Origin of the sequence: Flavobacterium sp. LC2016-12, assembly GCF_015351595.1 — a bacterium.
Taxonomy (GTDB): Bacteria; Bacteroidota; Bacteroidia; order Flavobacteriales; family Flavobacteriaceae; genus Flavobacterium.
Genome location: NZ_JADKPT010000020.1, coordinates 18,346 through 30,927, shown reverse-complemented (window position 1 = coordinate 30,927; position 12,582 = coordinate 18,346). Strand labels below are relative to the sequence as shown.

General features: G+C 33.8%; 8 protein-coding genes. 2 read left to right on the top strand and 6 right to left on the bottom strand.

The window, feature by feature from the left end; all coding sequences use genetic code 11:
- Window positions 1–63: 63 nt before the first annotated feature.
- Window positions 64–2,700, bottom strand: coding sequence for a valine--tRNA ligase (locus IRZ99_RS21060; protein ID WP_194659343.1), 2,637 nt, complete (start codon window positions 2,698–2,700; stop codon window positions 64–66).
- Window positions 2,701–2,907: 207 nt separating this feature from the next.
- On the opposite strand from IRZ99_RS21060, the gene IRZ99_RS21055 reads away from it, so the two are divergent.
- Window positions 2,908–3,288 carry a DUF1573 domain-containing protein gene (locus IRZ99_RS21055; RefSeq protein ID WP_194659342.1) on the top strand — a complete coding sequence of 127 codons (381 nt, stop codon included), beginning with the start codon at window positions 2,908–2,910 and terminating at the stop codon, window positions 3,286–3,288.
- A gap of 72 nt (window positions 3,289–3,360) precedes the next feature.
- On the opposite strand, the gene IRZ99_RS21050 is transcribed toward IRZ99_RS21055, so the two are convergent.
- The 5 genes from IRZ99_RS21050 to IRZ99_RS21030 form a co-directional block, all read right to left on the bottom strand.
- Window positions 3,361–3,849 (bottom strand): hypothetical protein, encoded by a 489-nt coding sequence (locus IRZ99_RS21050; protein WP_194659341.1) that lies wholly within the window; start codon window positions 3,847–3,849, stop codon window positions 3,361–3,363.
- A 100-nt stretch (window positions 3,850–3,949) separates the two neighbouring features.
- A complete protein-coding gene (locus IRZ99_RS21045) occupies window positions 3,950–6,079 on the bottom strand; it encodes an OmpA family protein (RefSeq protein ID WP_194659340.1) in 2,130 nt (709 codons plus the stop codon).
- Between the two features lie 10 nt (window positions 6,080–6,089).
- Entirely contained in the window at window positions 6,090–7,019 is a 930-nt protein-coding gene (locus tag IRZ99_RS21040; protein WP_194659339.1) for a type IX secretion system membrane protein PorP/SprF, read from the bottom strand.
- A 32-nt stretch (window positions 7,020–7,051) separates the two neighbouring features.
- The gene (locus tag IRZ99_RS21035) at window positions 7,052–9,685 is read right to left on the bottom strand and encodes a gliding motility-associated C-terminal domain-containing protein (RefSeq protein ID WP_194659338.1); all 2,634 of its coding nucleotides are present in this window, start codon (window positions 9,683–9,685) and stop codon (window positions 7,052–7,054) included.
- A 161-nt stretch (window positions 9,686–9,846) separates the two neighbouring features.
- Window positions 9,847–11,169, bottom strand: coding sequence for an aspartyl protease family protein (locus IRZ99_RS21030; protein WP_194659337.1), 1,323 nt, complete (start codon window positions 11,167–11,169; stop codon window positions 9,847–9,849).
- 122 nt (window positions 11,170–11,291) lie between these two features.
- On the opposite strand from IRZ99_RS21030, the gene IRZ99_RS21025 reads away from it, so the two are divergent.
- Window positions 11,292–12,488: a pyridoxal phosphate-dependent aminotransferase gene (locus IRZ99_RS21025; protein ID WP_194659336.1), complete on the top strand. Its 1,197-nt coding sequence runs from the start codon at window positions 11,292–11,294 to the stop codon at window positions 12,486–12,488.
- The last annotated feature ends 94 nt before the right edge of the window (window positions 12,489–12,582 follow it).

Sequence of the window (12,582 nt, the reverse complement as noted above, 5' to 3'; positions counted from 1 at the left end):
GCAAGACTAAAAAAGGCTGCCCTTTTAGGACAGCCTTATGTTTTTCATGAAGTCTTATTCTTCTTATTTCAACCCAGCAATACTCTGCTCAATTGTAGCAATCTTCGCCAACGCATCAGCTTCTTTTTGTTTTTCGTTAGCCAAAACTTTTTCTGGTGCTCCGGCAACAAATTTTTCGTTAGACAATTTCGCCTGAACTGATTTTAAGAAACCTTGTGTGTAAACCAACTCTGCAGTTAGTTTTGCAATTTCAGCTTCAACATCAATATTTCCTCCTGAAATCGGAATGAAATATTCATTTGATTTTACACGGAAAGATAATGCTCCATCCACTTTAGCCGAAACATATTCGAAAGCCGAAATATTACCTAATTTTGTTATTACAGAATCAAAATAAGTAGAGAATTTTTCGCTGTTAATTGCTTTTAATTCGATACTGTCTTTCATTGCAATATTCTTTTCCTTACGAATCGTTCTGATTCCTGAAATTACTTCAATCGAATTTTCAAAATCTGCAATTAATTTTGCATCAAACGATTTTAATTCTGGCCAAGTTGAAACAATTAAAGCTTCTTCAGGAGTTCTGTCAGCAATTAAATGCCAAATTTCCTCAGTTAAGAAAGGCATAAATGGGTGAAGTAATTTCAAGTTACTTTCTAGCATTTCGATTGCTTTATCAAACGTAGCTTTATCAATTGGCTGTTGGTAAGCCGGTTTGATCATCTCTAAAAACCAAGAACAGAAATCATCCCAAACTAATTTGTAGATAGCCATTAACGAATCAGAAATTCTGTATTTCTCGAAATTATCTTCAATGTCAACTAAGGTTTGCTGCAACTTCGCTTCGTACCATTCAATCGCTACTTTTGATGATTCCGGTTGTGGAATAGTTTCAGAAACTTCCCAGCCTTTAACCAATTTGAAGGCATTCCAGATCTTATTCGAGAACGCTTTTCCTTGATTACATAATTCTTCATCAAACATAATATCGTTTCCTGCAGAAGCACTTAAAAGCAATCCTACACGAACACCATCGGCACCGAATTTTTCGATCAAGTCTAAAGGATCAGGAGAATTTCCTAATGATTTAGACATTTTACGACGTTGTTTATCACGAACCAATCCAGTCAAATATACATTTGTAAATGGTTTTTCTCCCGCATATTCGTACCCTGCAATAATCATTCTGGCAACCCAGAAAAATAAAATATCCGGACCAGTTACCAAGTCGTTTGTCGGATAATAATATTTATAATCTGCACTTTCAGGATCCATTATTCCACCAAAAACTGACATTGGCCAAAGCCAAGAGGAGAACCATGTATCTAATGCATCAACATCCTGCTTTAAGTCAGATGTCGTAAGTGAGTTGTTAGATGTTCTTTCTTTTGCTAATACTAGCGCCTCTTCGATGTTTTCTGCAACTACGAAATCTTCTTTTCCGTCTCCATAATAATAGGCCGGAATTTGTTGTCCCCACCATAATTGACGAGAGATATTCCAATCGCGAATATTGTTTAACCAGTGCGCATAAGTGTTTTCGAAACGTTTTGGATGCAATTTGATATCTCCCGTTTCTAAAACCGATTTAATCGCCGGTTTTACTAAATCTTCCATTTTCAAGAACCATTGGTCTGATAATCTTGGTTCGATTACGGCTTTAGTTCTTTCAGATGTTCCCACTTTATTCAAATGGATTTCGGTCTTCGCCAAAGCTCCAATTTCTTCTAATTCTTTTGCAATTTCAGTACGAACCACAAAACGGTCTTTCCCCTGATAATGTAATCCGAAGCTGTTTAATGTCGCGTCTTCATTAAAAATATCAACGATTTCAAGATTGTGCTTCTCCCCTAGCGTTTTGTCATTCATGTCGTGTGCCGGAGTTACTTTCAGACATCCGGTTCCGAATTCAACATCTACATATTCATCTTCGATAATCGGAATAACTCTTCCACAAATAGGAACGATTGCTTTCTTACCTTTCAAATGTGTAAAACGTTCATCATTTGGGTTGATACAGATTGCAGTATCTCCAAAAATAGTTTCCGGACGCGTTGTTGCAATCGTCAAGAAATCTTCTGAACCTTCAATTTTATATTTTAAGAAAAATAATTTTCCTTGTTGCTCTTCGTAAATAACTTCTTCGTCAGATAAAGTTGTCTTTGCTTCCGGATCCCAGTTTACCATTCGGTATCCTCTGTAGATTAATCCTTTGTTATATAAATCAACAAACGATTTAATTACAGATGCTGACATATCAGGATCCATCGTGAATTTGGTTCTTTCCCAGTCGCAAGATGCTCCAAGTTTTTTAAGCTGATCAAGGATAACTCCGCCATATTTATCGGTCCATTCCCAAGCATGTGCTAAAAATTCTTCGCGTGTTAAATCATTTTTATTGATTCCTTCTGCTTTTAATTTTGCTACAACTTTTGCCTCAGTTGCTATTGATGCGTGATCCGTTCCCGGAACCCAGCAAGCGTTGAAACCTTTAAGACGAGCACGACGAATTAAAACATCCTGAATTGTATTGTTCAGCATATGCCCCATGTGAAGGACTCCTGTCACGTTTGGCGGTGGAATTACAATTGTATAAGGCGTTCTATGATCTGGCTCCGAATGAAAATAGTTATTTTTCATCCAGTAATCATACCATTTATTCTCGATCGTTTTAGCGTCAAATTGTGCTGGAATTGTCATTTTATCTTGGATATGTTATTTCTTTAAATTTAATATTCCTAACGGCTGTTAAACAAGTAACTAAGTCAGGAATTAACTTTGGTTCAATATTTGTAATTATAATTGACAGCAAAAGTAAATAATTAAAGACACTATAAAAAGCGAATTAATAATTTGTGTGTTAATTAAAAGAATGTATATTTACTTACAACTTAAAATAATTTCAAAATGAAAAATGTTGCCTCTTTTATTGCAATCGTATTGTTTAGTGCAATAGGTTACGCGCAAAATGGTCCCAAAATTGAATTTGCGGCCCAGGACAATACAATTGATTATGGAAAAATTTCTAAGAGTGATAATGCCGTTCGTTCTTTCGAATTTACAAACACTGGAGATGCACCGCTATTGATTTTAGGTGCCGAATCTACAGTAAGCTCTATAATTGTGACTAAACCTGCAACTGCCATTCAGCCAGGAAAAAAAGGAAAAATTGACGTAAAATATAATATGGCCGCTGGTCCTATTCGTAAAACTATTACAGTTGAAACCAATGCGGTGAATTATCCTGATGGTCGTGTAGCCTTAAAAATTAAAGGTGAAGTTTTATAAAAAAAATAAGCAAAATAGTAAAGCCGTTTCATTAAATTGTGAAACGGCTTTTTCATTTTAAATTTTCTCTACTTATTTTGCTTTTTCAACGCAATCAACAGCTGAGAATTTATATTTCACATTTTCGAAATCTATCGGTTTATCTTTCACTAAATACGTAACTCCCATTGTAGTCTGCATAGTTCCATTACCTAGGATAAGTTGTTTGTCACGTTTTAACAATGCCATCGGATTTTTGAATTTTGTGTCTTTATGTTCGGTATCTACAAACGTGTAATCAATAAACAGCGTATCTCCTTTAAATTCTCCTGTTATTTCTCCGGTTCTTTGCGGAGTCTTGGCAACTTTCATTACCATATCTCCGGATACTTTTCCATTTTTTAATGTATTTACATTTAAGTCAATCGTATCCTTTTCATATATTGCTTTAAAACACTCCGTATTTACAACCTTTTCACCTTCAGCTTTTGCAGCTTCAATTTGCTTTTGTTTTTCATCATTTTTACAACTTTGAAATCCGATAGAAGCCAAAACCAAACATAATAACACAGTTTTTTTCATAATTTAATTTTTAAGTTCATTCTTATCCTATAAAAATAAATAAAAAAGAAGCCAAAAAAAAGGCTTCTCAATTAAAATTATATTTTTATTCCGATGAATTTTATAAGTTCTTAATTACAAATTCACTTCGTCGGTTCAATTCATGATCTTCTTCTGAACAGGCATCATCTGTTTTACATTTAACAATTGGCACAGATTCCCCGTACCCTTTAGCTGAAACTCTATTGGCATTAATACCGGACTGAATAATAAATTCTCTGGTAGAATTGGCTCTTTTTTGAGATAGTTCCTCATTGAATTTCGCATTTCCACGAGAATCTGTATGCGAACCAATTTCGATTACCATTCCCGGATATTTGTTCATCAAAGCCACCACTCGACCTAAAACAACTTTTGATTCTTTACGAATGTACCACATATTATAATCAAAATAAATAGGATCTGTTTTGATAATTAAACGGTCTTTATCTTTTACGACATCTTTTTCTTGTGTCAAAATTTGATTCTCTTTTTCTTTTTTCTTCGCTTCTCCAGCAGCAATTTCATCGGCTTTAGCCTTTTTTGCTGCTTCATTGAGAGCAATAAGAGCCAGCGCTTCTCTATCTTTCTTCTCTTTCTCTAAACGAATTTCTTCTTTTCGTTTGTCCTCAGCATTTTTCTGCTCTTCTAATTTAATCGCATCCAAAGATTTTAGTGCCAATGAACCATCGTTCGTTATATTTCTGGTTTTCCCAATTTCTAAAGTTCTTGACTCGTTGGTGTATTTTTCTTTAAAAGCTACAATTGTATAGGAACTTTCGCAGGCAACTGTAAAACTAAATTTTCCATCGGCAGAAGTCGTAATTGTATTTAAAACCTTTTTAGTAGCATCCTGCAACATCACAGTCGCGTTATCAAGTACTAAATGCGTATCAATATCTGTAATTGTTCCGGCAATAAACTGCTTGCAATCTTCAACAATTAAATCTTTAATTTCTTTGAACTGATAAATATCATCGCTTCCTTTTCCACCTTCTCTGTTAGAAGCAAAATATCCTTCTTTTGTATCTGAATCAATATTAAAAGAGAAATCATCCAAATTAGAGTTTAGTGGCAAACCAATATTAAGAGGTTCTGAATATTCATTTCCAGCAATATCTGAAACAAAAACATCCAGAGATCCATAACCTAAATGTCCATCAGAAGAAAAATACAGTTTGTTATCCTTTGAAACAAAAGGAAATTGCTCTCTTTTATCTGTGTTGATTAGTGATCCTAAATTTTTTGGCGTATCAAATGCTCCTTTATTAATATTTACGGAATAGATATCAAAAGAACCAACACTTCCCGGCATATCAGAAGCAAAATACATCACTTTTTCATCAGCGCTAAGAGCAGGATGCTCTACAGAATAATTTGGGTTATTAAATGGGAGCGCCGTAATATTGGTCCATTTTCCATCGACTAATTCGGCCTTAAAAATTTGAAGATTCGAAATCTTCTCGTCATTTTTCTTTTTTGTTCCGTTCTTAGAATAATTACGTGTAAAATACATTGTTTTACCATCTTTGGTAAAAACTGCATTTGCCTCATGCATTCCGGTTTTTAGTTCGTCAGCAAAGTAACTTGTATTTGGTTCAGAAACATTAAGTTCAGCTAAAGGAACTGCAACCAAATTCAGATATGTTTCATTATCCCATTTAAATTTTTTATCAAATAAACCCGGTTTTAATTTTACTCCGGCAAAAACTAAATTACTTTTATATTTTACAGCTCCAAACTCTGAATTTGGCGTGTTAATAGCTAGATTTTTTATATCAAATCGATTACCGATTGCTGAAACATTCTCTAATTCGTGAAGCTCATTTTTAAAATAAACAGAATCCTTGCTAGTTGTTGATAAGGCATAATATTGTCTTAAAACCTCATTAGCATCTGCATAGGTATTGCTCGCTTTTAATGTCTGAGCATATCTGAAATAATATTCACGGTCTAAATCTTTTCCATACTTTTGAAATAAAAGCCTGTAATAACGTTGTGCTTTAATTAGATCATTGGTATAATAATATGAATCTGCTAAGTTTTTAATTACTTCTTGCGAAGGTTTTTCCTCAGCTAATTTTTCATAAAGAATAATGGCTTCACTATAAAATGTTTTATCAAAAAATCGTTTGGCTCTCGCCACATCTTTATCCTGGGCGTTTATAAACTGTATTGAAAATACGAATATAATAACAAGTAGTTTTTTCATATTTTTCATTTTAAAAGAATCTAGGTGATTTATCATATCCTTTTCCTAATAAGTCTAAATCAAACAGCAGCATAATTTCATGTGTCCCGGAATTGAACTGTCCTAAATTTGAAAGCGTATAATCGTATGCATAACCAACTCTAAGAGTAGGCGTGACATTAAAATTAAATAAAGCACTTACTGAATCATCAATTCTATAGGCCAGCCCAAATTCAAACTTCTCATTATACAATGCATTCGCTGTCAAATCAACAGAAACTGGAGCTCCTTTTACAAGTCGCGACATAAATGCCGGTTTCAATTTTAAATTATCATTAATTTGAAAAACATATCCTCCTGTAAAAAACATGTGTATTTCTTCAGCGCCAAAAGCATTTACCCCTGATTTTTCTTCGATGTATTTTGTCTTTAATAAATTAGGTGCTGAAAATCCCACATACAAATTGTCTCTAAAATAATAAGCTCCAACTCCAATATTTGGTTTTGTTGCATTAATATTTTCGGCGAAAGCCCTATCAACATCAGGATCACTAAAACGGAATCCATTAAAGTTAGTCTGCATTGAAGATACGCCAGCTTTAAGTCCTAAGGAAAGTTTATTTTTTCCTCCTAAGTTCAGTACATAAGCAAAATCGGCGTAAATATTATTTTCTTTTTTCGCACCATCTCCAATATCGTCAGAAATGAAGGATAGACCAACTTCGACCTTTTCGGTCAAAGCACTGTGTCCAAAAAATGTAAAAGTTTTTGGAGCTCCAACCGCACCAACCCATTGCGTTCTATACAATCCTCCAAAATTTATCATCGCCGGAACACCTGTAGCATATGCCGGATTTACTACGCTCATATTATACATATAATGCGTATACTCCGGATCTTGCTGCGCAGAAACCGTGTTTATATAAAAGAGAAAACTTATAAAGAGTATTATTTTTTTCATTTGAAAAATATATTAGGAATGCAAAAAAGAAATTATCGATTTAAATAAAGACGTCCCTGCTGTGGAGGTTTATTGCCTTTATTAAAATTGAGAATGTAAAAATAAACTCCATTAGGTGCGACGCCATGGCTAAGTCCTTGCGTTTCGTAATTTATACCGTCCCAGCCTGGTTTATTTTTATAACTCCTATACATTCCATTTCCGTATCGGTTGAAAATTTCAAGTGTATAATCCGGATATAAAAAATCAATGTCCGGAATAACAAAAGTGTCGTTTATACCGTCACCATTTGGCGAAAATCCATCTGGCACAAAGAAGGTGTCAGGTACCGTATTACAGTCAGTTAAATCAGGAATAACAGAAAGACTTTCAGAAGAAAGACAACCAGTTGTTGTATCAAAATCAAATCCGTAATACGTAATATTCTCGCGCAAAAGAGTAGTTGATGGAAGAATATTTCCATTTTCCGGAGCATCATACCAAACGATTGACGAAGGAACATTTGTGTTATTAGATAAATCTGCAATCGTCGGAAGATCGGTACCGCAAAAGTTTTGTCCATCCGTATTTAATTCCGGAGCTGGCATATCTGTCAGCGTAACTGTCATCATTGTTGGATCTGACGGACAATTTGATATTGTTTGTCTTACCCAATAGCTTTCTTCTTTTAAAAGATAAGTTTCCGCAAGAGGGGTTGTTTCAGTTGCAGAAATGTACCATTTATACTGAGCTCCTTTTGGTTCTAAGCTAGCAATAGTAGCTTTATCTGACTTACAAAAAGACTGATCAAGGGCAGTTGGTGCAACTGGAATAGGATTTAATAAAAAGGCATTTGCGACACCGCTTACATTTACACCACAATTTGTAATATTATTTGTCAAATTCGTTACGGTCGCAGTTGTTGATCCTAAGTTTAAAAGTAAATCAGCAGGAATTACAAAATTTGCATTTCCAGCTGTAGGGATTAAGTCAATTATTTGTGTTGTCGACGTATTACTTCCTGACAACAAATAAGACAATTTAACATTCGTTAAACTTCCCAATCCTGAAACTGCAGCTGTAACTGGTGAACCAAAGCAAACATCGTTAATCTGTATCTTTAAATTTGATGCATTCGGTAACGGATTTATGAGAAGATTTCCTTTTAAATCTGCCGCATTTTCACACGGTGTAACTACCAGGGCAATAGCAGTAATTGCAATTTCAGTAGTACCACTTTTAGCATTTAATATTCCGGGAATTACAAAATCATTAGCGATCCCTCCTGCAAAGGTAACTCTCGCAATCTGACCTGAAACTGCATTGGCACCTGATAAATTATACGTAATTTGATATATTCCATCTGCAACTTTAGCCGCATCCGAAATTTGTACCGTGGCATCAGCGCCCTGACAAGTTACTGCCTGTTCAATTTTGGCTCCCGTTAAATCAGGAATAGGATAAATAGTTAAATCAGCAGACAAATCATTAATAATGTTAGTACAGGCACGCGAACTATTTTCAGCAATAATATTGAGAATATTTACAGTAAAATGTCCAATTTGTTGAAAGTAATCTGATTTTATTGGAAATATCAAAACTCCATTAATAAAATTCGCGGTTATAGTTTCACTACCTCCATTAGGTCCAGACACCTGAAAAGTGACAAAATAAGTTGTATTCGGAATAGCTGACGGTCCTTTTTTAATCCTTACAGAATAAGTGGCGGTCGGAATATCTTTTTCACATAAATTGGGTGGATCTACAAAAACTTCAGCTCCAGTAAAATCGAGCTTTTTTTCAAGTCTTATTCTCACAGTAGACTGTCTGTCTGAACAAATAGGATTTGTAGACTTGACTCTGTAACTGTAAGAATAAATTCCCTCTCCTTTTACATCAAATATTTTTTGAAGGTCAATAAAATGATCTGTTGAAGAGGTCAACTCTCCTGTGGCGCTAAGATCAACCCACACTCCATCTGCATCTTGCCCTGTAAGTAAATTATTTAAATCATAATTTGTATATGCAGATAAACCATCACTAGCGCATAAAGATAAACTTTTTGAATCACCAGATTCAGGTGATCTAAAAACAGTAATTATCGCCGTTGAAGACATGGCCGGACAAGTACCAATAGCAGGCATTGTATATGTGAATTGAAATGTACCTTGTATTTTATCTACATTAATAACCGCACCAACATTTTGATTTGTTGTATCATTATGCCATTGCCCATTAGAATGTGGTCCCATGCCAACACCATTAAAAGCAGAAAAAAGATTAAATGTTTCAACAGCGCTACAAACTGAAACATTTGGAGAAGTAACACCTGAATATCCTCCAATTGTAAGTGTAACTGTAGCAGAATTATCAGGACAAAGTGGAAGGCCTTCGACTGTATATGTATAATGATAAACACCGCTCTGACGAATAAGCTGTGCATTTAAAATTCCTGTAACTACATCTAAACCTCCGGCATCATCATCATCAGTCCATTCCCCGCCAGGAACAGGTGAACCTTTTAATAAATCAAATAAACTGACTGTTTGGTTACTTGAATCTGAAACGTTACAAATAGTCACATTATTATCTTCACCGGCACATTGTCCATAAGATGCTGCAGAGACACAAAAAAGAAAAACAAAAAACAGGATTACTTTTAAGAAATTAGAGTATTTTTCAACCATAAACTATTAATTTGGCATAAACTTAATAAAATTATAGCGCTACTGAACTACTATTTTTTTTTTAACAACAAAATATAAGCGAAATTCAAATAATATCAAAAAATATTATTGATAATCACTATTTTAATTTAAAATTATACATATTTTACAGGAGCATTTTCCTATAATTCATCTTCCAATTTAAACCTGAATTTCAAAATTAAACTATCTCGTTCTACCTCCAAATTAATCCAGATATCTTCTTCAGATTTTAGAAGTGCATTTATTTGTTGCAAAGAATATTTATAAGGCTTAATTTGATTAATTGTCACGATAATATCTCCAGGTTTTAGCCCACATTTTTCAGCAGTTGATTTTTTACGAATATTTACAATTTCATAAACAGGCTTTAATGAAAACTTATATCTAAAATTATCATCTTTTTTATCATTTGTTACTTCATTCGACGACGAAGCAACCTGAATAGTCTCTAAATGAACTGTCTCCTGAACCCATTGCAAACCATTATGCTGAATGGTGATCCCACTTTTATTATAGGTAAAAGGCTCTGAAAATTTGCTATTTTTTTTAAGAAACATTTTTCTATCCTGATAATCTAAAATCACAGTAAAACGTTTTAAAACTTCACCACCAACAGAACCAATACGACCAGGAACCATTCTTACATTTTTGATCGAAGTTGAATCAGGAAAAGCAACAATTGGGTTTTTAAAATCAAACTCATCAATAGAGAATTTTGCAATCTTTGCCCTATGACCTTCCACATCACCACTAAACCCTTTTCCTAAAAAATCAGGGAAATTTTTTTTCGGTAATTTAATTTTATTATTTTCAAAAATCCAAAAGGCGTCACTATTACCAATATCTATTAATAGTTTAGCAGATATATCAACACTATCAAGGATAACATTTGCAACAATATAGGGTTTCGATCTTTCGATAGTTATAGGAACTGACTTAAATTTTTTGTCTATTCTTTTTTGATTTTTTTCATTATTTGTGTGTATAATGACTTTTTTTTTCTGATAGTTAATTTCTACTAAATTATTTTTAAAAAACTGATACCCAATAATACCATTTACCGGAATCCCAATATGAGAAGACAAATTAAAACTCTGATCTAAAATAATATACAGCAAATGATTATGGGATTTTAACCCATGTGTTTCTAAGGTGTTATTTGTCGATTTTAGCCCTTCAATTTCTTCGTTACTCCCTAATCCCTTTAATTTTATTTTCTCAACATTATTAAAACTAACTTCTTTTTTGTCTTCCATACTAAACAAAATAGTTTCTTCGACACCTGAATCTAACAAGAAATTCAACTCGATCCCATTTACTTTTATGGGTATAAAAACAAGATTATTAATGAGCTTAAAGGGTATAGATACCTTATCTCTGTAGTCTGAGATGGTAAAATCTTGTTGAGCCAAAAGTGCAAAAGGTAAGAAAAGCCCAAAAAACAACATAAAATATTTTTTCATTGATAATATTTTAGGATAAAATTAATAAAAATATTGATAATTGTTACATTTTCGTAACACCCCATAATGTTTACGTTAAATTGGAAAAAAAAATGCAAATTTGCACTTCAATAATAAAGCTCATGCCAACAATTTCACACAAAGGCAGAAACATGCCCGAATCACCGATACGCAAACTTGCTCCTTATGCAGACATTGCAAAACAAAAAGGACACAAAGTGTATCACTTAAACATTGGTCAACCGGATATCAAGACACCCGAAGTGGCCATCGAGGCGGTAAAAAATATTGATTTAACTATTATAGAATACAGTCCTTCTGCCGGATATGAAAGTTATAGAAAAAAATTAGCAAAATTTTACCAGCGTCAAAACGTAAATGTTAACTCAGAAGACATCATTATCACTACCGGTGGCTCTGAAGCCTTATTGTTTGCACTGGCCACTATTACAGATCCAGGAGATGAAATCATTATTCCTGAGCCTTTTTATGCTAATTATCATGCATTTGCTTCATCAACAAGTGCAACAGTAGTACCTCTTGTTTCGACTATCGAAACGGCATTTGCCTTACCTGGTATTGAAGAAGTTGAAAAGTTGATTACTCCAAAAACTAAAGCCATTTTAATTTGTAACCCTGGAAATCCAACAGGTTATTTATATTCTGAAGCTGAAATTAAACAATTAGCGGGCTTAATCAAAAAACACGATTTGTATTTAATCGCTGATGAAGTTTATCGCGAATTTTTATATGATGGCGATGATGTTCATTTTTCTGTAATGAATCTTGAAGATGTACAGCAAAACGTAATTATGGTAGATTCAGTTTCAAAACGCTACAGTATGTGTGGTGCTAGAATTGGATGTCTGGTTACAAAAAATAAAGATGTTTTGGCAACTGTAATGAAATTTGCTCAGGCACGTTTGAGTCCGCCAACGATCGAGCAAATTGCTTGTGAAGCTGCAATAGACACACCACAAAGCTATTTTGATGAAGTAATCTCAGAATACAAAAGTCGTCGTGACACCTTAATCACAGAACTTAACAAAATTGAAGGCGTAATCGTAACAAAACCAAAAGGTGCTTTTTATTGTATTGCTCAATTGCCAATTGAAAACTCAGAAGACTTTGCACAATGGCTTTTAGAAAGTTACGATCTTAATGGTGAAACCGTAATGGTTGCTCCTGCTGCCGGTTTTTACTCGACTCCAGGAATGGGATTGAATCAGGTAAGAATTGCTTATGTTTTAAATAAAACAGACTTAATTAAAGCTGTGAACGTTTTAAAAGAAGCACTCTTGGTTTATAACAAAAGATAAAGATCAAAAATATTTATTCCAAAATCTGTTTTAACTTAAATGTTGAAACGGATTTTTTTTGCTCCTTTATTTTTCTAAAAATAAAGAAGCAAAA

What these genes read in the sequence shown, in the direction of transcription:
- IRZ99_RS21040 (WP_194659339.1), bottom strand. Translation starts at nt 7,019, where the DNA reads ATGAAAAAAATAATACTCTTTATAAGTTTTCTCTTTTATATAAACACG.
- IRZ99_RS21055 (WP_194659342.1), top strand. Translation starts at nt 2,908, where the DNA reads ATGAAAAATGTTGCCTCTTTTATTGCAATCGTATTGTTTAGTGCAATA.
- IRZ99_RS21035 (WP_194659338.1), bottom strand. Translation starts at nt 9,685, where the DNA reads ATGGTTGAAAAATACTCTAATTTCTTAAAAGTAATCCTGTTTTTTGTT.
- IRZ99_RS21050 (WP_194659341.1), bottom strand. Translation starts at nt 3,849, where the DNA reads ATGAAAAAAACTGTGTTATTATGTTTGGTTTTGGCTTCTATCGGATTT.
- IRZ99_RS21060 (WP_194659343.1), bottom strand. Translation starts at nt 2,700, where the DNA reads ATGACAATTCCAGCACAATTTGACGCTAAAACGATCGAGAATAAATGG.
- IRZ99_RS21045 (WP_194659340.1), bottom strand. Translation starts at nt 6,079, where the DNA reads ATGAAAAAACTACTTGTTATTATATTCGTATTTTCAATACAGTTTATA.
- IRZ99_RS21030 (WP_194659337.1), bottom strand. Translation starts at nt 11,169, where the DNA reads ATGAAAAAATATTTTATGTTGTTTTTTGGGCTTTTCTTACCTTTTGCA.
- IRZ99_RS21025 (WP_194659336.1), top strand. Translation starts at nt 11,292, where the DNA reads ATGCCAACAATTTCACACAAAGGCAGAAACATGCCCGAATCACCGATA.